Genomic DNA, 24,173 nt, shown 5'->3' with positions numbered 1-24,173 from the left:
AGCTGCCAGGCATGAGCGACGAAGCCCACGAGCCGACCAAACGGCTGTTTTTCGCCCTGGACTGCGCACCTGTACAGCGCAAGGCCATCGCCCAATGGCGCAGCGCGCTGCAATTGAGGACCGGGCGCCCGGTGCCAGCGGAAAATTTTCACCTGACGCTGCTGTTTCTCGGTTCGGTCAGCGTGGCGCAGATCGCCGAGATCTGCACGGCGGCTGGCAAGGTTGCGGTGCCGGATGAGCCCCTGCGGGTGGAACTTGATCGCCTGGATGCCTGGCGCCGGGCCGGCGCGCTGGTGCTGGCGTCGGAGCAGGCACCTGCGCCGTTGCTGCGCCTGGTGTATGGGCTGGAACAGGCGATGCTGCCGTTCGGACTGGAGAATGCGCCGAAGGAGTTCCGCCCGCACCTGACGCTGATGCGCGATTACCGGGGGCAAGAGCCCGAGTCGGAGACGCCGCCGGCGTTTTTTCTGCGGGCTGATCGATTCGTTTTGTTTGAGTCCCACAAGGGGCGTTATCGGGCGCTGGCCGACTGGCCGTTCGGCGGCGCATAAAAAAAGCGCCCGAGGAGGGCGCCAAATTCACCTGAGCCGAGGGAGCCAGGTGAGGCCGTTCTTCATGAAAGAAATGCAGCGGTGGTAAGGCGCTGCCGGAACGGAAAATTTTTGCCGCAGATACCCGTAGGAGCTGCCGAAGGCTGCGATCTTTTGATCTGTTGTGCTCTTATCAAGATCAAAAGATCGCAGCCTGTGGCAGCTCCTACGCGAGCAGTCGTGTTATTTGCCGAGCTTTACCCGGGTCCAGCCCCGTGCCATCACCCGCTGGACCCCGATCGGCATATCCGGAATGGCATACAAGGTCGCGATGACCGCCTGGGACGGGTACGACCCCGGGTCATCGCGAATCGCCTCGTCCACCAATGGCGTCGCCGCCGAATTGGCGTTGCTGTAGCCGATGTTGTTGGTGATCTCGGCAATGATGTCCGGGCGCATCAGGAAGTTCATGAACAGGTAGGCGTTGTCGACGTTCGCCGCGTCCCGGGGGATCGCGACCATGTCGTAGAAACTGCCGGCACCTTCCTTGGGAATGCTGTAGTCGACCGTCACCTTGCCGCCAGCCTCCTGGGCACGGGCCTTGGCCTGCAGCACGTCGCCGGAGTAACCGACGGCCACGCAGATGTTGCCGTTGGCCAGGTCGGAGATGTACTTGGAGGAATGAAAGTACGCCACCGATGGCCGAATCTTCATGAACAGCGCCTCGGCTTCGGCGATCTGCGTTTTGTCCTGGGAGTTCACTGGATACCCCAGGTAGTGCAGGGCGGCGGGGAGCATTTCAGTCGGTGAATCGAGGAAGCTGATGCCGCAGGCTTTGAGCTTTTGCGCATTTTCCGGTTTGAACAGCAGGTCCCAGGAATTGGTCGGGGCGTTGGCGCCGAGTACTTCCTTGACCTTCTGCGGGTTGAAGCCGATGCCGATCGAACCCCACATGTAGGGGAAGGCATGCGCGTTATTCGGGTCGCTGGCGGAGGCGTTTTTCAACAGCACCGGGTTGAGGTTTTGCCAGTTCGGCAGCTTCGACTTGTCCAGCTCCTGATAAACCCCAGCCTTGATCTGCTTGGCGAGGAAGCTGTTGGACGGCACGACGATGTCGTAGCCGGATTTGCCGGCGAGCAGCCGTGCCTCCAGGGTTTCGTTACTGTCGAACACATCATAGGTGACACGAATACCGGTCTCGTCTTCGAACTTCTTCACGGTGTCCGGGGCGATGTAGTCCGACCAGTTGTACACGCGCAGCACCTTGTCATTGGCCTGGGCGCCGGTGGCGATTGCGCCTGATAAAGCCAGTGTCAGCAAAGTCCTGCCAAACATTTTCATCGGTACAACTCCATTTCTTTTTATTCAAGTACGCAAAGCAACATTGCAATCAACCTAAAACCGTCCGCCGACGTCCCCGTCGCTCCCCAGGACCCCGCCGAACCCTCTCGGACCCCGCCGGACCCCGTAGGAGCTGTCGAGTGAAACGAGGCTGCGATCTTTTTTGCTTCTATAAAAGCAAGATCAAAAGATCGCAGCCTGCGGCAGCTCCTACATCAAGCGGTGGCACCCGCCATTCGCTTACCAGGCTGCCACGACTCGCTGGCCGTCTGGTCCATCGCTTCCTGGATCGCGCGTTTGCGCGTGGCTTCAGCGCGCCGACTGAAATACCAGACCATGAACGTCACGATCGACACCGCCAGCAGAATCAGGCTGGCGACCGCATTGATCTCAGGTTTCACCCCCAGGCGCACCGCCGAGAACACTTCCATCGGCAGGGTCGTCGAGCCCGGCCCGGAGACGAAGCTTGCCAGCACCAGGTCATCCAGCGACAGGGCAAACGACATCATGCCGCCGGCCGCCAGTGACGGCGCAATCATCGGAATGGTGATCAGGAAAAACACCTTGAACGGCTTGGCCCCCAAGTCCATGGCGGCTTCTTCGATGGACAGGTCCAGCTCCCGCAAGCGGGCGGAGACTACCACCGCGACATAAGCGGCACAAAAGGTGGTGTGGGCGATCCAGATAGTGACGATGCCACGCTCCATCGGCCAGCCGATCAACTGCGCCATGGCGACGAACAGCAGCAACAGCGACAGGCCGGTGATCACTTCCGGCATCACCAGGGGCGCCGTGACCAGGCCGCCGAACAGGGTACGGCCCTTGAAACGGGTGACCCGCGTCAGCACGAAGGCCGCCAGGGTCCCCAGCGCCACCGCCGCAATCGCGGTGTAGCAGGCGATTTCCAGCGAGCGCAGTACCGAGCCCATCAGCTGGGTATTGTCGAGCAGGCCTACGTACCACTTCACCGACCAGCCACCCCATACCGTCACCAGTTTCGAGGCGTTGAACGAGTAGATCACCAGGATCAGCATCGGCAGGTAGATAAACGACAGGCCGAAAATCAGCATGAACTTTGAAAATCCGAAGCGTTTCATCCCCGACCCTCCATCTCTTTGGCCTGGCTACGGTTGAACAACAGGATCGGTACGATCAGGATCAACAGCATCACCACCGCCAGGGCGGAAGCCACCGGCCAGTCACGGTTGTTGAAGAATTCCTGCCACAGCACGCGCCCGATCATCAGGGTCTCGGGGCCGCCGAGCAGCTCCGGAATCACAAACTCGCCAACCACAGGAATGAACACCAGCATGCAGCCGGCAATGATGCCGTTCTTGGCCAGCGGCACGGTGATCTTCCAGAAGTTGTTGAAGTTGCTCGAGCCCAGGTCAGAGGCGGCTTCCAGCAGGCTGTTGTCATGCTTGACCAGGTTGGCGTACAGCGGCAGCACCATGAACGGCAGGTACGCGTACACCACGCCGATATACACAGCAGTGTTGGTGTTGAGGATCTCGATCGGGTGCGAGGTCAGGCCGGTCCACATCAGGAAAGCGTTGAGCAGTCCGTTGTTGCTGAGGATGCCCATCCACGCATACACGCGGATCAGGATCGCGGTCCAGGTCGGCATCATGATCAGCAGCAACAGGACGTTTTGCGTTTCCTTGCTCGCCTTGGTGATCGCGTAGGCCATCGGAAAACCGAGCACCAGGCACATCAGGGTGCTCAGGAACGCCACCTTGAGCGAACCGAAGTAGGCCGAGATGTACAGCTCGTCCTGGGTCAGCAACGAGTAGTTGCCGAGGTTGAGCAGCAGCTGGAATTTCTGCTCGGCGAAGGTGTAGATCTCCGAGTACGGCGGAATGGCCAGGGCCGCTTCCGAGAAGCTGATCTTCATCACCAGAAAGAACGGCAACAGGAAGAACAGGCACAACCACAGGAACGGAATGCCGATGACCAGTTTGCGCCCGCTGGGTACCAGTCTGAGGAATTGCTGGTTGAAGGTTCTCATGAGCGCAGTACCACGCCGCTGTCGTCTTCCCACCACACAAACACCTGATCGTCCCAGGTCGGGCGCGCACCACGGCGTTCGGCGTTGGCCATGAACGACTGCACGATCTTGCCGCCGGGCAATTCAACGTAGAACACCGAGTGGCCGCCGAGGTAGGCAATGTCGTGGACCTTGCCCTTGGACCAGTTGTAGCGGAACTCCGGTTGGGTGGTGCTGACCAGCATTTTTTCCGGGCGGATGGCGTAGGTGATCGACTTGTCCTGGACCGAGGTGCTGACCCCGTGGCCGACGTAGATCTTCTGCTCCAGGTCCTTGCTGTGAATGATCGCGTGACCCTCGAGGTCCTCGACCACGGTGCCTTCGAAGGCGTTCACGTTGCCGATGAATTCGCACACCATGCGGCTGACCGGTGCTTCGTAGATGTCCACCGGGCTACCGATCTGGGCGATCCAGCCCAGGTGCATGATCGCGATGCGCTGGGCCATGGTCATGGCCTCTTCCTGGTCGTGGGTCACCATCACACAGGTCACGCCGACCCGCTCGATGATCTCCACCAGTTCCAGTTGCATCTGCGAGCGCAGCTTTTTATCCAGTGCGCCCATCGGCTCATCGAGCAGCAACAGCTTCGGGCGCTTGGCCAGGGAGCGGGCCAGGGCCACGCGCTGACGCTGGCCGCCGGACAGTTGATGCGGCTTGCGTTTGGCGTATTGGGTCATGTGCACCAGGCGCAGCATTTCCTCAACGCGGGCGTCGATTTCGCTGGCAGGCAAACGGTCCTGCTTGAGGCCGAAGGCAATGTTCTGCGCCACGGTCATGTGCGGGAACAGGGCGTACGACTGGAACATCATGTTGATCGGCCGTTCGTACGGCGGCATGTCGGTGATGTCGACGCCGTCGAGCAGGATGCGTCCTTCGGTCGGCCGCTCGAAGCCTGCGAGCATGCGCAGCAGGGTCGATTTGCCGGAGCCGGAACCGCCGAGCAGGGCGAAGATCTCGCCTTGATGGATCTCTAGCGAGACGTCATCGACTGCGGTGGTTTCGTCGAATTTCTTGGTGACGCGGTCGACTTTCACCAGCACCTTTTTCGGTGCCTGGTGACCTTCAAGAGCCTTCCTGTAGATGCTGGAGGCGTTTGCCATGTGAAACTCCCAACAGGTTTCAGTCGTCGGGCCAACGCGGCCTGACTTAAGAGTGAATTGCAAACCTGGGCTGTCAGCTGATGGCGACCCCTGTAGGAGCTGCCGAAGGCTGCGATCTTTTGATCTTTTGATCTTGAAGAACAAAGTCAAAAGATCGCAGCCTTCGGCAGCTCCTACGGGGGATACCCCATCGGCCCTGGCTTGTTCGGCGCCGCCATCCTGGCTGCCTGGGTCGTACTTGTTGTTATCGCAGTGTGTTGTTTCGCCAGTCACGGGTGCGTAAAGACGCACCCGCAGACTCACGGGGGCAGTAAAGAGTTGATTTCAGGTCAGCGAGTGTTACGCAGCGCAGCCCGTTGCCGGCACGCGTTGCCAAACGCCTGGAAAATATTCAAGTAAGGCGGATTCGCCAGCACCTGCCACTCCGGATGCCACTGCACCCCAAGCGCGAACGCCGGGCTGTCCTGCACCGAAATCGCTTCGATCAAACCGTCCGGCGCAACCGCTTCGGCGCGCAGCCCGGGTGCCAGTCGATCAATGCCTTGGCTGTGAATCGAATTGACCATGAACTCGGCGGGCAACTGCAGTGCTTCAAACACGCCGCCCGGCTGGGTGGTCACGGCATGGGCAGGTGCGTACTGCACGGCCAGTTCCGGGCTGTCCGCTTCGCGGTGATCGAGCATGCCCGGCAGCTCATGAACCTTTTGATGCAGGCTGCCGCCGAACGCCACGTTCATTTCCTGGAAGCCGCGGCAAATGCCCAGCACCGGAACGCCCGCGGCAATGGCCGCACGCAACAGGGGAAGGGTGGTGGCATCCCGCGCCGGGTCGTGATCCGTGCCGGGGGCGCTGGCCGGGCCTTGATAGTGGAAAGGCTCCACATTCGAGGGCGAGCCGGTCAGCAGCAGGCCGTCGAGTTGCCCTAGCAGGTCCTCGATATCGATCAGCTCACCCAGGGAAGGAATAACCACAGGCAACCCCGACGCAGCGACGCTGACAGCACGCAGGTACTTGTCGCCGCTGATGTGGTAGGGGTGCAGGCCAATCTGTTTGACGCACGCAGTAACGCCGATCAATGGCTTGAATGCCATTTTTATCACCTCGAAGTTTCACACTTGAACGAGCTTTTCCGGAGCTTAGCCTTGTTGATTTTAATTAACAACTCCCATGTAAAAAATTCTAAACGCCGCGCGTCCGATCCTCAGGAGTTGCGCGGCGTGCGCAGTCGATTTGGCACTCTCGTCCCCATAAAAGGCCCGAAAATAAAGCTTTACAGCCCAGGTGTTCGCTATTGACTTCACTTGGCCTTTCGGATTGACTGGGCTCGCAACAAGGTAGTGAACATAATAATTAACAGCTAATAGGTGCATCATGTCGGTCCCCCTGCGTACCGTTCAACTCAACGAAGCAAACGCATTCCTTAAGAAATATCCTGAGGTTTTGTACGTCGACCTTCTGATTGCGGATATGAACGGTGTGGTGCGCGGCAAGCGCATCGAGCGCACCAGTCTTCATAAGGTTTACGAAAAAGGCATCAACCTCCCGGCGTCACTCTTCGCCCTGGACATCAACGGCTCTACGGTGGAAAGCACCGGCCTGGGCCTGGATATCGGTGACTCTGACCGGATCTGTTTCCCTATCCCTGGCACCCTCAGCATTGAGCCGTGGCAGAAGCGCCCAACCGCGCAACTGTTAATGACCATGCACGAACTCGAAGGCCAGGCGTTCTTCGCAGATCCCCGCGAAGTGCTGGCCAACGTGGTGCGCAAGTTCGACGACCTGGGCCTGACCATCTGCGCCGCGTTCGAGCTTGAGTTCTACCTGATTGACCAGGACAACGTGAACGGCCGTCCGCAGTCGCCGCGCTCACCGGTATCGGGCAAGCGTCCGGTGTCGACCCAGGTGTACCTGATCGACGACCTGGACGAGTACGTCGACTGCCTGCAAGACATCCTCGAAGGCGCGAAGGAGCAGGGCATCCCTGCCGACGCCATCGTCAAGGAAAGCGCCCCGGCGCAGTTCGAAGTGAACCTGCATCACGTGTCCGATCCGATAAAGGCCTGTGACTACGCGGTGTTGCTCAAGCGTCTGGTGAAGAACATCGCCTACGACCATGAGATGGACACCACTTTCATGGCCAAGCCGTATCCGGGCCAGGCGGGCAATGGTCTGCACGTGCACATTTCGATCCTGGATAAGGAAGGCAACAACATCTTCGCCAGCGAGGATCCCGAGCAGAACGCCGCGCTGCGACACGCGATCGGCGGTGTGCTCGAGACCCTGCCGGCGCAGATGGCGTTCCTGTGCCCGAACGTCAACTCGTACCGTCGCTTCGGCGCGCAGTTCTACGTACCGAACTCGCCGAGCTGGGGCATCGACAACCGTACCGTGGCAGTACGGGTGCCAACCGGTTCGCCGGACTCGGTGCGTATCGAACACCGCGTTGCCGGCGCTGATGCCAACCCGTACCTGCTGATGGCGTCGGTTTTGGCCGGCATTCACCATGGACTGACCAACGAAATCGAACCGGGCGCACCGGTGGAAGGCAACAGCTACGAGCAGAACGAGCAGAGCCTGCCCAACAACCTGCGCGACGCATTGCGCGAGCTGGACGACAGCGAAGTCATGGCGCGCTACATCGACCCGCTGTACATCGACGTGTTCGTGGCGTGCAAGGAAAGCGAGTTGGCCGAGTTCGAGAACTCCATCTCGGACCTTGAGTACAACTGGTACCTGCATACGGTTTGATTGGCCAACACCCATCTTTGATGGCGGGCAAATAACCCTGTAGGAGCTGCCGAAGGCTGCGATCTTTTGACTTTGCTTTCAAGGATCAAGATCAAAAGATCGCAGCCTTCGGCAGCTCCTACAGGGCATTCATTCCAGCGATCACTAATTCCCTGCGTCGAGTCACAACCATGACAAACACCCGTAGCGACTGGGAGCAACGCTTCCAGTCCCTTTCCATCGAAAGCCGCGCCTTCATCGACGGCCAATACCGCGCAGCGCTCAGCGGTGACACTTTCGAATGCATCAGTCCGGTCGATGGCCGCTTTCTGGCCAACGTCGCCAGCACCGACGAAGCCGACGCCAACGAAGCCGTGGCGGTCGCGCGCCGTACTTTCGAATCCGGCATCTGGGCCAATCTGGCCCCGGCCGAACGCAAGCGCATCCTGATCCGCTTCGCCGACCTGATCCTGGCGCACCAGGAAGAACTCGCCCTGCTCGAAACCCTCGACATGGGCAAGCCGATCAACGACTCGATGAACATCGACATCCCGGCGACCGCCAACGCGATCCGCTGGAGCGCCGAAGCCATCGACAAGATCTACGACGAAGTCGCCGCCACGCCCCACGACCAGCTTGGCCTCATCACCCGCGAACCTGCCGGTGTCGTGGCGGCCATCGTGCCGTGGAATTTCCCGCTGATCATGGCCAGCTGGAAGTTCGCCCCGGCGCTCGCTGCCGGCAACTCGTTCATCCTCAAGCCTTCGGAAAAATCGCCACTGACCGCCATCCGCATCGCGCAGCTTGCGCTCGATGCCGGCATCCCCAAAGGGGTGTTCAACGTACTGCCGGGCTTCGGTCATACCGTCGGCAAGGCCCTGGCGTTGCACATGGACGTCGATGTGCTGGCGTTCACCGGCTCCACCGCGATTGCCAAGCAGCTGTTGATCTATTCCGGGCAAAGCAACATGAAGCGCGTCTGGCTCGAAGCGGGCGGCAAGAGCCCGAACGTGGTGTTCGCCGACGCGCCGGACCTGCGCGCGGCGGCCCAGGCGGCTGCGGGTGCTATCGCCTTCAACCAGGGCGAAGTCTGCACCGCTGGCTCCAGGTTGCTGGTGGAACGCTCGATTCGCGAGCAGTTTATTCCGCTACTGGTGGAGGCACTGCAGGCCTGGAAACCGGGGCACGCCCTTGATCCGCAAACCACTGTCGGTGCCGTGGTTGATAAGCGTCAACTGGACAACGTGCTGCGTTATATCCAGGTCGGTAAAGACCAGGGGGCGCAACTGATCGCGGGCGGCAGTCGCACCCTGGAAGCCACCGGTGGACTGTATGTGGAGCCGGCGATTTTCGACGGTGTGACCAACGCCATGACCATCGCCCGGGAGGAAATCTTTGGCCCGGTGCTGTCGCTGATCACCTTCGATACCGCTGAAGAAGCCCTGGCCATCGCCAACGACAGCATCTTCGGCCTGGCGGCGGGTGTCTGGACCAGCAACCTGAGCAAGGCCCACACCTTCGCTCGCGGCCTGCGCGCCGGTAGCGTGTGGGTCAACCAGTATGACGGTGGCGACATGACCGCGCCGTTCGGCGGGTACAAACAGTCGGGTAACGGTCGGGACAAATCGCTGCATGCGTTCGACAAGTACACCGAACTGAAAGCGACCTGGATCAAGCTCTGAACCCTTAAAAAAGCGACGGCCGCCGGCACATGCCAGCGGCCATCGGAGAAACCTATGAAACAGACACATGTAAACAGCTACTACGCCGCCACCCGCAATTTCACCGGCGACTTCCCGGTGCTGGAACAAGCGGTGGACTGCGACGTCTGCGTGATCGGCGCCGGCTACACCGGTTTGTCCTCGGCACTGTTCCTCTGCGAGGCGGGCTACAGCGTGACCGTGCTCGAAGCCGCCAAAGTCGGTTTTGGTGCCAGTGGTCGCAACGGCGGGCAACTGGTCAACTCCTACAGCCGCGACGTCGACGTGATCGAAGAGCGTTACGGTGACAAGACCGCCGAAGTGCTCGGCAGCATGATCTTCGAAGGCGCCGACATCATTCGCCAGCGCATACAGCATTACGACATCCAGTGCGACTACAAGCCTGGCGGTATCTTCGCTGCGCTGAACAAGAAGCAGCTCAAAGGCCTGACCGAGCAGAAAAGCAGCTGGGAACGCTACGGCAACAAGAACCTGAAAATGCTCGATGCGGCCGATATCAAACGTGAAGTCGGTTGCGACCATTACGTCGGCGGCCTGCTCGACATGCAGGGCGGCCACATTCACCCGCTCAACCTGGCGCTCGGCGAAGCCTCGGCGATCATCGGCCTGGGCGGCAAGATCTACGAACAATCGGCGGCGGTGGAAATCACCTATGGCGAGCCGATCACCGTGCGTACGGCCAAGGGCGTAGTGCGCGCCAAGTACCTGCTGATCGCCGGCAACGCCTACCTGCCGCAGGGCCTGGACAATCGAGTAACCAGTAAAAGCATGCCGTGCGGTTCGCAAATCGTCGTCACCGAGCCGTTGTCCGAACAGGTGGCGCGCAGCCTGATCAAGAACAACTACTGCGTCGAAGACTGCAACTACCTGCTCGACTACTACCGCCTGACCGCCGATAACCGCCTGCTGTACGGTGGTGGCGTGGTCTACGGTGCACGAGAGCCGGACGACATCGAGCAACTGATCAAGCCGAAGATCCTCAAGACCTTCCCGCAGCTCAAGGACGTGAAGATCGACTACCGCTGGACCGGCAACTTCCTGCTGACGATGTCGCGCATGCCGCAATTTGGTCGCATCGAGAAAAATGCCTACTACATGCAAGGCTACAGCGGCCACGGTGTCACTTGCTCGCACCTGGCCGGCAAACTGATCTCGGAAATGATCCGCGGCGACGCCGAACGCTTTGACGCCTTCGCCTCCTTGCCGCACATGCCCATGCTCGGCGGCCGCACCTTCCAGGCCCCGCTGACCGCCATGGGCGCCGCGTACTACGCGCTGCGTGATCGCTTCGGTATCTAAAGCAGGCGCCTCCCTGTAGGAGTGAGCTCGCTCGCGATGGGCGTCAACGATAACGCGCGTTGTCTGCACGAACGTGTTGTCTGGACGTTCTTCGCGAGCGAGCTCGCTCCTACAGCAACACCCCCAAACGTGATTTAATACCCGACTTTCAAATCTCCGGGACAGGGAAGCGGTACCTTCGCGGCCACAAGTCGCCCGCCATCCACCCCCATAACCCTTAAGTTTTCCTCGCATAAGGCTGTCATGGACACGGGCTCACGACTCAAACTAGTACGCGAAAGCTACAAACTCTCCCAGCGCGAGCTGGCGCGGCGTAGCGGCGTCACCAACGCGACCATCTCCCTGATCGAACAGAATCGCGTCAGTCCCTCCGTCAGTTCCCTGAAAAAACTGCTCGAAGGCATCCCCATGTCCCTGGCGGACTTCTTCACCTTCGACCAGCCGCCCCGCGAGCACCAATACGTCTTCCGCGCCAGCGAACAGCCGGATCTCGGCCGTCACGGGCTGCGGCTGCTGCTGATCGGTGCATCGGTGCCGAGTCGGCAGATGCGCCTGTTGCGCGAGCAGTACGCACCTGGGGCGAGCTCGGGGGAGGAGCCCATCGTGCATTCGGAAGGCGAGGAGTGTGGGCTGGTGACGCGCGGCACGGTCGAGTTGACCGTCGATGGCCAGATCAGCGTGCTCAATGCGGGCGATGGCTATTACTTCCCGACGACGCTGCCGCACCGCTTCCGCAATATTGGCCAGGATGAAGCGGAAATCATCAGCGCCAACACCCCGGCCAACTTCTGATATCACTGCGGGCTGCAGCAGGTGGCGAAGGCTGCGTCCGCAGCTCGCTCTGTCACAGGCGGTTCCAAGCCACGCTGTTTGATTCTTGCGGCAGGAGTAGATTTCCTACGCGATTTTCGAACGCCAAGATCAAAAGATCGCAGCCTTCGGCAGCTCCTACGGGAGGTGTATGTCAGTTGAAATAACGAAGCCCCGAATCGTCGGGGCTTTTTTTGATTTATAGGCGAGTGTCGCCGGCTTTACTGCCTGGCCTGTGGTGAATGCGGGTTGCGGGCCGTGTGCTTGGGTCCGGCCATGGCCCATGCCAGCAATCCGAACAGTGGTACAAAGACGATCACCACAATCCACACCAGCTTGTTACTCGACTTGCCCTCGGCTTTACGCACCCGATTAATCGCCCACAACTCGACCAGCACCAGAACTGCCGCGAGTACGATCCAGATCGTTTCGATTTGCATAAGCCACCTCCTGATAGTCCTTCAGTTAGGCGGGCAGGGGCGCTCAGGGTTCATTTTATTGCTGTACAGAGCTCCACCAGCGTCCCGTCGTGGCAGTTAATGGCTGTCACGGACCCATCGCGAGCAGGGCTCGCGCCCACAGGGAGCCAGCGGTGCGGGTTAGTTCGAGTTGGCCAGTTTGCCGGTGGAAAGACGGCGCTTGTAGGCGCTGTCGCGATTGGCCAGCCAGTAGTAGAGCGGCGAAGTGATCAGCAGGCCGACCAGCCATGATAAGTCCGCGCCATTGATGTGCTCGGAAATCGGCCCTACATACAGCGGCGTGTTCATGAACGGAATCTGCACCACGATGCCGATTGCGTAGGCCAGCAGTGCCTGCGGGTTGTAGCGGCCGTAGATTCCGCCATCCACCTGGAAGATCGAGTTGATGTCGTACTTGCCTTGGTGAATCGCGTAGAAGTCGATCAGGTTGATCGCGGTCCACGGCACCAGCACCACGAGCAGCACCAGCACCATGTCGACGAAGTGACCGATGAAGTCCGCCGAGGCGCCGACGGCTGCGAAGCAGCAGCCGGCGAGGACGATGATCGAGATGGCGGCGCGACTTTTGGCGGTGGGGATCCAGCGGTAGGCGAAGGTTTGCACCAGGGTGATCAGCGACAGCACGGCGCCGTAGAGGTTAAGGGCGTTGTGGCTGATGACGCTGAGCAGGAACAGCACCAGCATCAGTGGGCCGATGGAGCCGGTGGCGAGTTTGACCGCGTCCATGGTGTCCATGCCTGCGGGCGTGGCCAGCACAGCCACGGCGCCGAAGATAAACGACAGGCTGGAGCCGAGCACGGTGCCCAGGTAGGTGGTCCAGAACGTGGCGGCTACCGGCACGTTGGCCGGCAGGTAGCGCGAGTAGTCGGAGACATAGGGCGCGAAGGCGATCTGCCAGAGCGCGGCCAGGGATACGGTTGCCAGCCAGCCGGAGATGTTGAAACTGCCGCGGGTGAGGAAATCGGCGGTCTGCACGTGGGTGAAGATGTAGCCGAAACCCAGCACGATGCCGGCCCCGAGCACCCAGGTGCCGATGCGATTGAGCACGTGGATGAACCGGTAGCCAATGATGCCGATGATGCCTGAGCCAAGCGCACCGATGACGATGCCCACCGGCACCGGCACGCTGTCGACCACGCCGTGCAGGGACTTGCCGGCCAGGACGATGTTGGAGGCGAAAAAGCCGATGTACATGATGCCGGCGATCAGCACCACCAGCAGCGCACCCAGTGAGCCGAACTGGGCCCGGCTCTGGATCATTTGCGGGATACCCATCTGCGGGCCTTGGGCCGAGTGCAGCGCCATCAGTACGCCGCCGATCAGGTGCCCAACGAGGATGGCAACGATGCCCCACACCAGGTTGAGGTGGAACATTTGCACGGCAAGGGCGCCGGTGACGATGGGCAGCGGCGCTATGTTGCCGCCGAACCAGAGGGTAAACAGGTCCCGGGTCTTTCCATGGCGATCTTCGGGAGGCACGTAGCCGATCGTGTGTTTTTCAATGAGCGGAGCGGAGGTTGCTGCAGAGGTGACCATGAGGAACTCCAAGGCAATTTGAGTACGTGGACGTACTTCGGTGAGCGCTGCCCGGGGGCGACGCTTTTCTTGTTGGAGTCGATGATGTGCGGTCGGGCGGGATAGATAAATTAGTAAGTTTGTTGGTATAGACGTTAAAAAAAGTAGGTCTGCGGGCGCGGTAAACCTGTGGGACCAAGCACGCTCCCACGGGGAATTTTTGCAGGGAAGAAAGTTGCTCAAGCCGGGCTTTATTTGCAAATGGATAGCAGCATTCGCTGCAGCATTTGATCGCAGCCAGCGAGTTGGTCGAGGCTGACGAATTCGTCGGGTTTGTGGCCCTGGTCCATGCTGCCCGGGCCGCAGACGACGGTGGGTATGCCAGCGGCGTCGAACAGGCCGCCCTCGGTGCCGAAGGCAACGGTGGCGAACTCGCGGGAGCCGCAGAATGCGGCGAGCAGTTCTGCCGCTTCGCTGTGCGCGTCGGTCGCCAATCCCGGGTACGCCGACAGTTCGCTGAAGCTGATACCACTGTGCTCACTGACGGCGCGCATGCGCGGCAGCAGTTGCTGCTCGGCGTACCGCTGCAGCTGCTGCGCGACCTCACTGGGATCCTGGGCCGGCAGCGCGCGAATCTCAAAGTCGAAACGGCAATCGGCGGGGACGATGTTGAGCGCCTTGCCGCCGCTAATGACGCCGGTCTGCACGGTGCTGAAAGGCGGGTCGAAACGGGCGTCCTGATGCTCGGGGGCTTTGAGCCGACTGCCGATCCGTCCCAGTTCGCCGATCAACTCGGCGGCGTATTCAATCGCGTTGACCCCGAGCGGCGCATACGCGGAATGGCAGGCCTCGCCGTGGATATCGCAGCGCATCGCCAGTTTGCCCTTGTGACCCAGCACCGGTTTCAACTCGGTCGGCTCGCCAATGATGCACAGCCTGGGTTTGACCGGGCGCTGCTGCAGCGCCTTGAGCAACGAGCGAACACCCAGGCAGCCAACTTCTTCATCGTAGGACAGGGCAATGTGCACCGGCATGCGCAGATCCGCCTGCACCAGCGCCGGCACCAGGGCGAGCACGCAGGCGATGTAGCCTTTCATGTCTGCGGTGCCACGACCGTACAGCTTGCCCTCGCGCTCGGTCAGCGCAAACGGCGGCAGGGTCCACGGCTGGCCGTCGACCGGCACCACATCGGTGTGGCCGGAGAGGACGATGCCCGGCACATCCGCCGGGCCGATGCTGGCGAACAGATTGGCCTTGCTGCGCTGCTCGTTGTAGATCAGCTCGCAGGGCACTGAAAAATTCGCCAGGTAGACGCGCACGAACTCGATCAGCTGCAGGTTGGATTCGCGGCTCGTGGTGTCGAACGCCACCAGGGTTTTAAGCAGGTCGATGCTGTGACTCATCGATCATCTCCGGCGACGCCATAGCCTGGGGACCTGTCGGGGGCCAGTGCGCGGTCGATGTAGTCCTGGACCTGGGGACGGTAGGCTTCCCAGAGCTTTTCCAGTTGCGCGATCGGCGCTTCGTCAGCCCAATCGACCCGCAGGTTGATGATCGGCCAGGTCAGTTCACCGACCACCACCAGCGCTGCGGAATGCACCGGACCGGCTTCACCGCCTGCTTCGATCGCGGCGTTCATGGCGGTGATCAGGCGGTCTGCCAGTTGCCCTTCACCGTGTTCAAATGCGCTGACCATGGCCTCGATCACCGAACGGTCCGCGAGCATGTTGCCGGCAGCGACGCATTGCTCACCGGACACTGCATTGTGCTTGCCGAGGGTTTCGCTGCCGCTGAAATGGGCGGTGCGCCCCAGGTGGTCGATGGCGGTGATTTGCCGGTACTGGCTGTAGCCGTTGCGCGTCAGCACCTTGTCCAGGGCTTCTGCGGGCGCCAGCCCCTGTTCCATCAGGGCCAGGGTTTCCGGGCCGAGGGAGGGCAGGGTGATGTTCTGTGTCGAGACGGCACCGACACCCGGCAGCAGCCAGGGGCAACGGGCGCCGACAGCGATGCTGGAGGAGCTGATGGCGATGCCGAACTGGCCGGTTTCGGGGCAGCGGGCGGCGATGGAGAAGGTCATGGGGGGGCTCCTTGGTTGGCCTTTTTTAGGGTGCTGTCTGAGCTGGCCTCATCGCGAGCAAGCTGTGCTCCCACAGTGGCAATCCCAGAGTGACTAGCTGAGGGAGCAACGCTTGCTCGCGATGGCCGCGCCGCGGTCTTTACTGCGGAATCACCGCAATCACATCAATCTCCATCAACCACTGCGGCTGCCCCAGCGCCGACACCACCAGCCCGGTGGAAATCGGGAACACGCCTTTAAGCCATTTCCCCACCTCCTGATAGACCGGCTCGCGGTAACGCGGGTCGATCAGGTAAGTGGTGGTCTTGACGATGTGGCTCAGGTCGCTGCCGGCCTCTTCCAGCAACTGCTTGACGTTGCGCATGGCCTGCTCGGTCTGCGCCCGCGGGTCACCGAGGCCGATCAGGTTGCCCTCGAAATCGGTGCCGACCTGCCCCCGGACATACACCGTATTGCCGGCGCGCACGGCCTGGCACAGGTCGTTGTCCAGACTCTGGTTGGGGTAGGTTTCCTTGGTGTTGAACATGCGAATACGGGTATGAGTTGGCGTGGACATGTAGAGCTCCTGAACAGGGAATTAGGCACTGATCGGCGTTTTGGGCGCGATCGAAATAGTTTCGGCCTGGCGCTGTGCGGCATTGTGGTAGTCGAGGTATGAGCGCTGGATGGCGATGTGGTCCGCGACGTACCTGGCGTCATGCCACACGCCCCAAATAAACGACGAACCGCGCCGGGACTGCCACGGCAGGCCGAGGAAATACACGCCGGGCTCGTTGGACACACCGCGTTGATGCCTGGGCTTGCCGTGCTCATCGAAGGCGTCGACGTGCAGCCAGCTGTAATCGGTGGCGAAGCCGGTGGCCCAGATAATCGAGGTCACGCCAGCCCGGGCCAGGTCGAGCTCGAGAATCGGCGTGGTCACGCAGTCCGGATCGGGGAAGGTGTGGCGCGCCTCGGGTTCCTGGGGCAGGTCCAGGCCATTGCGCTCTATGTAGGCGTCGGCCGCGTCGAGCAGCGCCAGGTAGTTCTCGTCGCCGCGTGCCAGGTTCTCGGCCAGGTTCGGCTTGAACGTCGCCACGCTGCCGTTGAAAGCCTGGGTCAACCCCACCAGCGTCATACCGCGATGAGCCAGGCCGCGAAAGTCCACGGTGCGCCCGCCATGGGCACCACTGACGGCGATGGTCACGTGCTCCCGACCGGGCTTCATCGCCGCCTGGTCCCATTCGCCGAGCACCCCCAGCCACCAGCAGAAATCCCGGTTGCGATAAGCGCGAGGCGGGCGGTCGTGGGCCCCCACCGAGAGGTAGACCTTTTTCCCGGCACGTTGCAGTTCATCGGCGATCTGCACCCCGGAAGAGCCCGCGCCCACCACCAGCACTGCGCCTTCCGGCAGTTGCCCAGGGTTGCGGTAATCAGCGGAGTGGATCTGCAGCAACGATGTGTCTTGCGGTGCAATGGGCGGAATGACCGGGCGCTGGAATGGCCCGGTGGCCGCGACGACCCGGTTGGCTTCGATCACGCCTTGGGAAGTTTCGATGGTGAAGCCAGGACGACCGACATTGCGCTCGACCTTCAACACCTCCACGCCGGTACGCACGGGGGCATTGAATTTTTTCGCGTAGGCTTCGAAGTAGTCGGCAACCCGCTCCTTCGGCGCAAAGCCATCGGGGCTCAGGTCATCAAATTCGAGGCCAGGAAACCGATCGTGCCAGGCCGGGCCGTTGGCCACCAACGAATCCCAACGGCCAGTGCGCCAGCGTTCGGCAATGCGCTCACGTTCCAGCACCAGGTGCGGCACCCCGAGTTTGCTCAAGTGCTCGCTCATCGCCACGCCAGCCTGACCGGCGCCGACAATCAGCGTGTCTGTTTTTGTTATTTCAGTGGTCATCTCTCTACCCTTCGACATGGGATTCAGGCGCTTGTGGCCTGCCATCTGTTGGGCTCAAGACTAGGGATGACCCTGGTATCGGTAAAATATTATTAAGCTGGCATTTGAGTACAAATAACTGAGGCAGAGGCTTTGGCTTGGGATGATTTGCGGGGTATGCGCTTGATCTATCAACAACTCAATCGCCGGGTCGATAGCAGCCTGATGCCGCAGACAGGCGCCCGCGGTGAGTCGCCAGGCCAGCTTTATCGCGCAGTCGAGTGGATAACTGCGCGAAGCTGATTATGCTGTAGGAAACCTTGCAGCGATGCGAGGTCGTCAGCCTGTTCGCATGCGTTACGACATCAGCCCCAGGGCCTGGGTGCGGCGTTTTGGTAGTGGGGTACTCCGGCCTACAACAAGAGACACACGGAGAACACTCATGGCCGCAATCGACAACACCACCACGGGCAGCCCGCCCAATCAGGGGATCACCAGGGAGGAGCGCAAGGTCATCTTCGCGTCCTCCCTGGGCACGGTATTCGAGTGGTACGACTTTTATCTGTACGGCTCGCTCGCCGCGATCATCGCCAAGCATTTTTTCGCCGGGGTCAACGAGACCACTGCCTTTATCTTCGCGTTGCTGGCGTTCGCCGCCGGGTTTGCCGTACGGCCTTTCGGCGCGATCGTGTTCGGGCGCCTGGGCGACATGATCGGGCGCAAGCACACGTTCCTGATCACCATTGTGATCATGGGGATCTCAACCGCCATCGTGGGTTTCCTGCCAGGTTACGCGACCATCGGCGTGGCAGCCCCGATCATCCTGATCACCTTGCGCCTGCTGCAAGGCCTGGCGCTGGGTGGTGAGTACGGGGGCGCGGCGACCTACGTGGCCGAACATGCACCGAAAGGCCGGCGGGGTTTTTTCACCTCCTGGATACAAACCACGGCGACCCTCGGGCTGTTTCTGTCGCTGCTGGTGATCCTCGCCTGCCGCACCATCCTCGGCACTGAAGCTTTCGAGGCCTGGGGCTGGCGGATTCCGTTCCTGCTGTCGCTCCTGCTGCTGGTCATCTCGGTGTACATCCGCCTGCAACTGAGCGAGTCGCCAGCGTTCCTGAAAATGAAGGCCGAAGGCAAGGCGTCGAAGGCGCCGCTGACCGAGTCCTTCGCCCGTTGGGACAACCTCAAGATCGTCATCATGGCGTTGCTGGGCGGCACGGCAGGGCAGGCGGTGGTCTGGTACACCGGGCAGTTCTACGCGCTGTTTTTCCTGTTGCAGACGCTAAAGATCGACCCGCAGACTGCCAACTTGCTGATCGCCGGTTCGCTGCTGATCGGTACGCCGTTCTTTGTGATATTTGGCAGCCTGTCCGACCGTATCGGGCGCAAAGGCATCATCATGGCTGGCTGCATTCTGGCCGCGCTCACTTACTTCCCGATCTTCCATGCGCTGACCCAGTACGGTAACCCCGACGTGTTCACCGCCCAGGAGCGCAATCCGGTCACGGTGATTGCCGATCCGGAGCAGTGTTCGTTCCAGTTCGACCCGGTGGGCAAGGCCAAATTCACCAGCTCCTGCGATCTGGCCAAGACCCTGCTGGCCAAGCGGGCCATCCCCTACAAGAACGAGAAGGCCGAGCCGGGAACGGTGGCGCAGGTGCGTATTGGCGACAAGGTGATTACCAGCTTCGAAGGCACCGGCATGCCGGCTGCCGACTTCAAGACCCGCAACGACGCCTTCACCGCATCGCTGAGCACTTCGCTCAAGGAGGCCGGCTACCCTGAAAAGGCCGACCCGGCGAAGACCAACTACCCCATGGTGTTGCTGCTGCTGACCATCCTGGTGATCTACGTGACCATGGTGTATGGCCCGATTGCCGCCTGGCTGGTGGAGCTGTTTCCCACGCGCATCCGCTACACCTCGATGTCGCTGCCATACCATATCGGCAACGGCTGGTTCGGCGGCTTCCTGCCGACGGTGGCGTTCGCCATGGTCGCGGCCACGGGTGATATCTATTACGGGCTGTGGTACCCGATCGTCATTGCCGTAATGACTGCTGTGCTGGGCACCTTCTTCCTGCCGGAAACCAAGGATCGCGACATCCTCAACGACTGATCCCGCGAGGCCCTCTCTCGTAAGGGAGGGGGCCCTTTCTGAACCATCACGCCGGCGCATGCTCCAACCTGTTCCCTCCCTGGGAAGTATTACTCAATCGACGCCGCGTTTTCGGCGAAGCCAGCCTGGATAGCGGCGCGTCTCTCTTACAAGGAAGCAAGAACCTCATGCAACAGTCCCCAGCCCCATCCCTGTCGACGCCGGTCACCGGCGAACTGCTAGCCTCTTTCCGTCATGGCAAGGGCTTCCCGCTTTTCATGCTGGTCCTGGCCCTGGTCATGCTGGGCATGGCGTGTTTTGTCCTGTACCTGGGTACGATCCTGCCCTTGGACAGTTCCGGCCCCGTCAGCGTGAATTCAAGCCGTGGCACGAACCTCAATTTTTCCAGCCCACAGATGCTCATCTATTTCACCAGCGCGTTGCTGGCCGTGATTGCGGCGGGTTTGTTCGGCCTTTACGTGTGGCAAAAGCGTTTGCGCCAGGCCAGTTACGAAGTCTATGAACACGGCATTGCCTGCACCGTCGGGTCGAGCAAGGACTTCGTGCCTTTCGCCGGGATTGAAGACCTGTACCTGTTCAGTTCGGGCCAGGTCGCCATCAGCGGCCTGATCACCAACCTGGCCTACCGCCGCAATGCCAGCGAGCCATTCCACCGGGTCATTGAATCGCTCAAGGGGTTCCACGACTTCCAGCAACTGGTGCGCGAGCTGCACGTGCGTGAGCGCCTGCCGGCGGTGCTGGAAACCGTTGAAAGCGGTGGAGTGGTGACCTTCAACTACCTTGCGGGCAAAGCGGTATGGGGCAAGCGCCTCAAAGGCAACTTCCTCGACGTGACCACGCAGCCGATCCTGGTGACCCGCGCATTCCTCGAGGTACAAGGGCGCAAGGTGCCGATGTCGAGCTTGCGCACGCTGGATTTGAGCGACTGGAGCGAAAAGGTGGTGATCAGGGACGAGGCCGGGAAAGAAGTGCTGTCGACGCTGTGCACAGGGATCATGAGCCACGACCTGTTTCTCAACACCCTTGGCGTCATTCTGGATAACGCAGCGGCAGCTCGCGGGGAGACCGCTGCGTACACCCCGGTCAGTTCTTGATCACGTACCCATACGCGCGAATACGCCCTTCAACTTCCTTCAAATACACGCCCTGAAGTTCCGGGGTGAAGCCGGGAAGGCAGTTGATGCCTTCTTCCAGCGCCAGGAAGTACTTGAGCACCGCGCCGCCCCAGATTTCCCCGGGCACCACGCACAGCACGCCAGGGGGGTAGGGCAGCGCACCCTCGGCGGCGATGCGACCATCGGCATCGGCCAGCGCCACCAGCTCGATGTTGCCGCGGATGAATTCGAACTGCGCCGCTTGCGGGTTCATCGCCTTCACTGGGAAGTGTTCCTTGCGGAACATCGCTTTCTGCAATTGCTGCACATTGTGGCTGCGATACAGGTCGTGCATTTCCTGGCACAGCTGGCGGATCGTGTAGTTGCGATAACGCTCCTCGTACCGCGCATAAATCGCCGGCAGTACCCGGCTCATCGGCGCGTTGTCATTGACGAAGCGCTCGAAACGCGCAATCTGCGCGGCCAGATGAGTCATCTTCGCCCAGTCTTCCGCCGGGGTCAGCAGGAACAGGATCGAGTTCAGGTCGCACTTTTCCGGAACGATGCCATTTTCGCGCAGGAAGTTGGCGAGGATGCCGGCGTGTATGCCGAAGTCGGTGTAGCTGCCATCCACCGGGTCGATGCCCGGGGTCGTAAACAGCAGCTTGCAGGGGTCGATGAAGTACTGCTTCTCGCCGTAGCCCTGGAAGGCATGCCAGCGGTCTTTGGGGTGAAACTCGAAGAACCGCAGGTCATTGGCGATTTCTTCAGTGGGGTAGTCTTCCCAGGCACGCCCTTCAATGGTCGCCGGCACGAACGGGCGGACCATGGTGCAGGCTTCGAGGATCAGCTTGCGCGCGTCGATGCCGAATTTCACGCAGTCATCCCACAGCTTCAGGCCACTGCGGCCGGCGTGGATACGTGCGTTGACATCCAGCGAGGCGAATATCGGATAGAACGGACTGGTGGAGGCCTGGGCCATGAACGCATTGTTCAGCTGCGCATGGTTGCAGTAGCGGGCCTGGCCCTTGATGTGCCGGTCTTTCTTGTGCACCTGCGAGGCCTGGGAAAAACCGGCCTGCTGCTTGTGCACCGACTGGGTGACGAAGATGCCCGGGTCGTCTTCGTGCAGGTCCAGCAGCAGTGGCGAGCAATCCTTCATCATCGGGATGAACTGCTCGTAGCCGACCCAGGCCGAGTCGAACAGGATGTAGTCACACAGCTTGCCGATGCGATCAACCACCTGGCGGGCGTTGTAGACGGTGCCGTCATAGGTGCCGAGCTGAATGATCGCCAGGCGGAACGGGCGGGCGACCTGGGCCTTGTCCGGTGCCACTTCGGCGATCAATTCGCGCAGGTAGCTCTCTTCGAAGCAATGGGCATCGATGCCGCCGATAAAGCCGTAAGGGTTGCGCGCGGTCTCCAGATACACCGGCGTGGCGCCCGCCTGGATCAATGCGCCCTGGTGATTGGACTTGTGGTTGTTGCGGTCGAACAGCACCAGGTCGCCGGGCGTCAGCAGGGCATTGGTCACCACCTTGTTGGAGGCGGAGGTGCCGTTGAGCACGAAGTAGGTCTTGTCGGCGTTGAACACCTTGGCCGCGTGTTTCTGCGCCAGCAGCGCAGGGCCCTCGTGAATCAGCAGATCGCCCAGTTTGACGTCGGCGTTGCACATGTCGGCGCGAAACAGCGTCTCGCCGAAAAAGTCGAAGAACTGTCGGCCGGCCGGGTGTTTGCGGAAGAACTGGCCACCCTGATGGCCCGGGCAGGCGAAGGTCACATTGGCTGATTCGGTATAGCGTTTGAGCGAGTCGAAGAATGGCGGCAACAGGCTTTCTTCATAGGCCTTGGCCGCGGTTTCCAGCTGGTTGCCATGGTATTCGGCATTGTTGCGCGAACGGTCAAAGATGCCGTTGACCTGCAGCAGCACGTCTTCCAGGTGCTTGTACACATCACGCGCGCGGTTGCCTGTACCCGGGGAGGTGGCGAGGAAAATCGGGATATCGAATCCGGTGCGCTGGAGCGATTCCAGGGCCCCGGCCATCACGTCTTCCACCGAGAACACGGCGACGGCGATGTCGGTGTAGTCGGTCTGACTGAGCGGCACTACTTGCCGATAAGTCTGGAAGCAGTCGATCGCGGAATCACTGGCAGCAATTTTCAAAATTTTCATGCGGGGAAATCTCCTGGCGGACACTCACTTGTCCACCGTTTGCAAGAGATCAATGTACCGAGGGAACCATCAAGGTTCCCTGACCTGAATCATGCCAACACTGGTTATAGACGTGTTTGGCCAGATTGGTAGCGACGGACAATCCGGGGTCGACTCCGGACAAGCCATGCCTGTCCCTGACGCTGACAATCCGCCGGGTGCTTGAACCTTTTTGCAGTGGAGTGCGAAATCCATGGTGGCTACCCGCGTTGATGAAGTACTGAAAATCGGCTTCTGGCTGACGGAGCGTTTCGACCTGTTTGCCCTGGCCAATGCCCTGGAGCCCTTGCGCCTGGCCAATCAGGTGGCGGGGCGCACGGTGTGCCAATGGCAAATACTCAGCCTGGAGGGGCATTCGCTCAGCGCCAGTAACGCGATCGCTACCTCCACGGCACGACTGGATCAGGCATCAGCGCTGGACGTGCTGATCCTGTGCGCGGGCGAACACCTGCCCCTTGAGACGGATTTTGAGCAGAAACTGCGCTACTGGACCACACAGCCAATCCTCTTTGGCGCGCTCGGCAAGGCCGGTTGGTTGCTGGCGCAAATGGGTGCGCTGGACGGTTTTCGCTGCAGCTTGCCGGAGCCCGACTCGCCCTTGGCCTTTGCTGCATCCAGGGCGCTGAGCCCGGTGGCCGCGCCGTTCTGTGTCGATGGCCCGCGCCTGACGTGCGTCGGGCCCGAGGCCGTGCGAGGGTTGGTCTGCGAGCTGCTGGCCCAGGTCCACGGGCGCGCCCTGGTACTGCGCATGGAGCAACACCTCGTACGCCAGACACGGCCACTGCAGCCGCTGCATCAAGCCCCGGAAAAACTGCAGACGGCGCTGGCCCTGATGAGCGAGCACCTCACCCATATGCTTGCGATCGACGAACTGGCCGAGGCCATGGGGATATCCCGGCGTCACCTGGAGCGCCTGTTCAAGCGCACCCTCGGCTGTTCGCCGTCCCGGCATTATCTTGATTTGCGCCTGCAACAGGCCCGGCGTCTGCTGCAGGCCGGTGACCGCTCGATCGCGCAAACCGCCGGCGAATGCGGCTTCGTCGCGGTGCAGCATTTCATTCGCTGCTATCGCCAGTACTTCGGCGCGCATCCGCGTGAACATGTGGTTGCGTGCACAGCGGATCTGACCAACTACAGGTCGGATTCGCGCAAAAAACCTCGCCTTGCATCTGTTCGAATGATCTCCAGCGGCCCACCAGAGTGGCGCCCTCTGTCGCTCAATCACTGACAAGGAT

The 24,173-nt window shown here is 61.0% G+C and carries 20 protein-coding genes; 8 read left to right on the top strand and 12 right to left on the bottom strand.

Annotated features, from left to right (window positions below):
* Positions 1–11: 11 nt before the first annotated feature.
* A complete protein-coding gene (gene thpR / locus HYI44_RS00630) occupies positions 12–551 on the top strand; it encodes an RNA 2',3'-cyclic phosphodiesterase (protein WP_225568484.1) in 540 nt (179 codons plus the stop codon).
* A 222-nt stretch (positions 552–773) separates the two neighbouring features.
* On the opposite strand, the gene HYI44_RS00625 is transcribed toward thpR, so the two are convergent.
* The 5 genes from HYI44_RS00625 to HYI44_RS00605 all read right to left on the bottom strand — a co-directional run bounded on the left by HYI44_RS00625 (position 774) and on the right by HYI44_RS00605 (position 6,109).
* Complete coding sequence (locus HYI44_RS00625) at positions 774–1,871, bottom strand: polyamine ABC transporter substrate-binding protein (protein WP_225568483.1); 1,098 nt, start codon at positions 1,869–1,871, stop codon at positions 774–776.
* 215 nt (positions 1,872–2,086) lie between these two features.
* Positions 2,087–2,968, bottom strand: a complete 882-nt coding sequence (locus HYI44_RS00620) for an ABC transporter permease subunit (protein ID WP_122839552.1) — start codon at positions 2,966–2,968, stop codon at positions 2,087–2,089.
* Entirely contained in the window at positions 2,965–3,879 is a 915-nt protein-coding gene (locus tag HYI44_RS00615; protein ID WP_045057652.1) for an ABC transporter permease subunit, read from the bottom strand. Before HYI44_RS00615 ends, HYI44_RS00620 begins: the two co-directional genes overlap by 4 nt.
* Positions 3,876–5,018 (bottom strand): ABC transporter ATP-binding protein, encoded by a 1,143-nt coding sequence (locus tag HYI44_RS00610; RefSeq protein WP_045057653.1) that lies wholly within the window; start codon positions 5,016–5,018, stop codon positions 3,876–3,878. The genes HYI44_RS00615 and HYI44_RS00610 overlap by 4 nt, the downstream gene beginning before the upstream one ends.
* 329 nt (positions 5,019–5,347) lie before the next feature.
* Positions 5,348–6,109: a gamma-glutamyl-gamma-aminobutyrate hydrolase family protein gene (locus HYI44_RS00605; RefSeq protein WP_122839553.1), complete on the bottom strand. Its 762-nt coding sequence runs from the start codon at positions 6,107–6,109 to the stop codon at positions 5,348–5,350.
* A gap of 280 nt (positions 6,110–6,389) precedes the next feature.
* Here HYI44_RS00605 and HYI44_RS00600 point away from each other — a divergent pair, with 280 nt between their 5' ends.
* From HYI44_RS00600 to HYI44_RS00585, 4 genes are all read left to right on the top strand, one after another.
* A complete protein-coding gene (locus tag HYI44_RS00600; protein ID WP_045057655.1) occupies positions 6,390–7,766 on the top strand; it encodes a glutamine synthetase family protein in 1,377 nt (458 codons plus the stop codon).
* A 170-nt stretch (positions 7,767–7,936) separates the two neighbouring features.
* Positions 7,937–9,427: an aldehyde dehydrogenase gene (locus HYI44_RS00595; RefSeq protein WP_225568482.1), complete on the top strand. Its 1,491-nt coding sequence runs from the start codon at positions 7,937–7,939 to the stop codon at positions 9,425–9,427.
* Positions 9,428–9,481: 54 nt separating this feature from the next.
* On the top strand, positions 9,482–10,765 hold the full coding sequence (locus HYI44_RS00590) for an NAD(P)/FAD-dependent oxidoreductase (protein ID WP_225568481.1): 1,284 nt from the start codon (positions 9,482–9,484) through the stop codon (positions 10,763–10,765).
* Between the two features lie 243 nt (positions 10,766–11,008).
* On the top strand, positions 11,009–11,557 hold the full coding sequence (locus HYI44_RS00585; protein WP_045057658.1) for a cupin domain-containing protein: 549 nt from the start codon (positions 11,009–11,011) through the stop codon (positions 11,555–11,557).
* A gap of 239 nt (positions 11,558–11,796) precedes the next feature.
* Here the strand turns inward: HYI44_RS00585 and HYI44_RS00580 are convergent, their stop codons facing one another.
* The 6 genes from HYI44_RS00580 to HYI44_RS00555 all read right to left on the bottom strand — a co-directional run bounded on the left by HYI44_RS00580 (position 11,797) and on the right by HYI44_RS00555 (position 17,534).
* Positions 11,797–12,015: a PLD nuclease N-terminal domain-containing protein gene (locus tag HYI44_RS00580; protein ID WP_201148051.1), complete on the bottom strand. Its 219-nt coding sequence runs from the start codon at positions 12,013–12,015 to the stop codon at positions 11,797–11,799.
* Between the two features lie 159 nt (positions 12,016–12,174).
* Positions 12,175–13,590: a purine-cytosine permease family protein gene (locus tag HYI44_RS00575; RefSeq protein WP_225568480.1), complete on the bottom strand. Its 1,416-nt coding sequence runs from the start codon at positions 13,588–13,590 to the stop codon at positions 12,175–12,177.
* Between the two features lie 230 nt (positions 13,591–13,820).
* A complete protein-coding gene (argE, locus tag HYI44_RS00570; RefSeq protein ID WP_225568479.1) occupies positions 13,821–14,972 on the bottom strand; it encodes an acetylornithine deacetylase in 1,152 nt (383 codons plus the stop codon).
* The gene (locus HYI44_RS00565) at positions 14,969–15,646 is read right to left on the bottom strand and encodes a DUF1028 domain-containing protein (protein ID WP_225568478.1); all 678 of its coding nucleotides are present in this window, start codon (positions 15,644–15,646) and stop codon (positions 14,969–14,971) included. The genes argE and HYI44_RS00565 overlap by 4 nt, the downstream gene beginning before the upstream one ends.
* A 139-nt stretch (positions 15,647–15,785) precedes the next feature.
* Positions 15,786–16,202 carry a RidA family protein gene (locus tag HYI44_RS00560; protein ID WP_045057663.1) on the bottom strand — a complete coding sequence of 139 codons (417 nt, stop codon included), beginning with the start codon at positions 16,200–16,202 and terminating at the stop codon, positions 15,786–15,788.
* 21 nt (positions 16,203–16,223) lie between these two features.
* Positions 16,224–17,534: a flavin-containing monooxygenase gene (locus tag HYI44_RS00555; protein WP_225568477.1), complete on the bottom strand. Its 1,311-nt coding sequence runs from the start codon at positions 17,532–17,534 to the stop codon at positions 16,224–16,226.
* Positions 17,535–17,955: 421 nt separating this feature from the next.
* Here HYI44_RS00555 and HYI44_RS00550 point away from each other — a divergent pair, with 421 nt between their 5' ends.
* Together HYI44_RS00550 and HYI44_RS00545 are read left to right on the top strand one after the other, a co-directional pair.
* On the top strand, positions 17,956–19,632 hold the full coding sequence (locus HYI44_RS00550) for an MFS transporter (protein ID WP_122839560.1): 1,677 nt from the start codon (positions 17,956–17,958) through the stop codon (positions 19,630–19,632).
* A 167-nt stretch (positions 19,633–19,799) separates the two neighbouring features.
* On the top strand, positions 19,800–20,726 hold the full coding sequence (locus tag HYI44_RS00545) for a hypothetical protein (RefSeq protein ID WP_225568476.1): 927 nt from the start codon (positions 19,800–19,802) through the stop codon (positions 20,724–20,726).
* Here HYI44_RS00545 and speF read toward each other — a convergent pair.
* The gene (speF, locus tag HYI44_RS00540; RefSeq protein ID WP_045057665.1) at positions 20,716–22,899 is read right to left on the bottom strand and encodes an ornithine decarboxylase SpeF; all 2,184 of its coding nucleotides are present in this window, start codon (positions 22,897–22,899) and stop codon (positions 20,716–20,718) included. The two genes, HYI44_RS00545 and speF, sit on opposite strands and share 11 nt — an antisense overlap.
* Before the next feature lie 232 nt (positions 22,900–23,131).
* Here speF and HYI44_RS00535 point away from each other — a divergent pair, with 232 nt between their 5' ends.
* A complete protein-coding gene (locus tag HYI44_RS00535) occupies positions 23,132–24,166 on the top strand; it encodes a GlxA family transcriptional regulator (RefSeq protein WP_225568475.1) in 1,035 nt (344 codons plus the stop codon).
* Positions 24,167–24,173 lie beyond the last annotated feature (7 nt).

It is taken from the genome of Pseudomonas sp. Y24-6 (assembly GCF_020295325.1).
Taxonomy (GTDB): Bacteria; Pseudomonadota; Gammaproteobacteria; order Pseudomonadales; family Pseudomonadaceae; genus Aquipseudomonas; species Aquipseudomonas gregormendelii.
This window is presented reverse-complemented; position numbering and strand designations above follow the sequence as displayed.

Coding starts and splice junctions, on each gene's coding strand:
- thpR (WP_225568484.1), top strand. CDS start 12: ATGAGCGACGAAGCCCACGAGCCGACCAAACGGCTGTTTTTCGCCCTG.
- HYI44_RS00625 (WP_225568483.1), bottom strand. CDS start 1,871: ATGAAAATGTTTGGCAGGACTTTGCTGACACTGGCTTTATCAGGCGCA.
- HYI44_RS00620 (WP_122839552.1), bottom strand. CDS start 2,968: ATGAAACGCTTCGGATTTTCAAAGTTCATGCTGATTTTCGGCCTGTCG.
- HYI44_RS00615 (WP_045057652.1), bottom strand. CDS start 3,879: ATGAGAACCTTCAACCAGCAATTCCTCAGACTGGTACCCAGCGGGCGC.
- HYI44_RS00610 (WP_045057653.1), bottom strand. CDS start 5,018: ATGGCAAACGCCTCCAGCATCTACAGGAAGGCTCTTGAAGGTCACCAG.
- HYI44_RS00605 (WP_122839553.1), bottom strand. CDS start 6,109: ATGGCATTCAAGCCATTGATCGGCGTTACTGCGTGCGTCAAACAGATT.
- HYI44_RS00600 (WP_045057655.1), top strand. CDS start 6,390: ATGTCGGTCCCCCTGCGTACCGTTCAACTCAACGAAGCAAACGCATTC.
- HYI44_RS00595 (WP_225568482.1), top strand. CDS start 7,937: ATGACAAACACCCGTAGCGACTGGGAGCAACGCTTCCAGTCCCTTTCC.
- HYI44_RS00590 (WP_225568481.1), top strand. CDS start 9,482: ATGAAACAGACACATGTAAACAGCTACTACGCCGCCACCCGCAATTTC.
- HYI44_RS00585 (WP_045057658.1), top strand. CDS start 11,009: ATGGACACGGGCTCACGACTCAAACTAGTACGCGAAAGCTACAAACTC.
- HYI44_RS00580 (WP_201148051.1), bottom strand. CDS start 12,015: ATGCAAATCGAAACGATCTGGATCGTACTCGCGGCAGTTCTGGTGCTG.
- HYI44_RS00575 (WP_225568480.1), bottom strand. CDS start 13,590: ATGGTCACCTCTGCAGCAACCTCCGCTCCGCTCATTGAAAAACACACG.
- argE (WP_225568479.1), bottom strand. CDS start 14,972: ATGAGTCACAGCATCGACCTGCTTAAAACCCTGGTGGCGTTCGACACC.
- HYI44_RS00565 (WP_225568478.1), bottom strand. CDS start 15,646: ATGACCTTCTCCATCGCCGCCCGCTGCCCCGAAACCGGCCAGTTCGGC.
- HYI44_RS00560 (WP_045057663.1), bottom strand. CDS start 16,202: ATGTCCACGCCAACTCATACCCGTATTCGCATGTTCAACACCAAGGAA.
- HYI44_RS00555 (WP_225568477.1), bottom strand. CDS start 17,534: ATGACCACTGAAATAACAAAAACAGACACGCTGATTGTCGGCGCCGGT.
- HYI44_RS00550 (WP_122839560.1), top strand. CDS start 17,956: ATGGCCGCAATCGACAACACCACCACGGGCAGCCCGCCCAATCAGGGG.
- HYI44_RS00545 (WP_225568476.1), top strand. CDS start 19,800: ATGCAACAGTCCCCAGCCCCATCCCTGTCGACGCCGGTCACCGGCGAA.
- speF (WP_045057665.1), bottom strand. CDS start 22,899: ATGAAAATTTTGAAAATTGCTGCCAGTGATTCCGCGATCGACTGCTTC.
- HYI44_RS00535 (WP_225568475.1), top strand. CDS start 23,132: ATGGTGGCTACCCGCGTTGATGAAGTACTGAAAATCGGCTTCTGGCTG.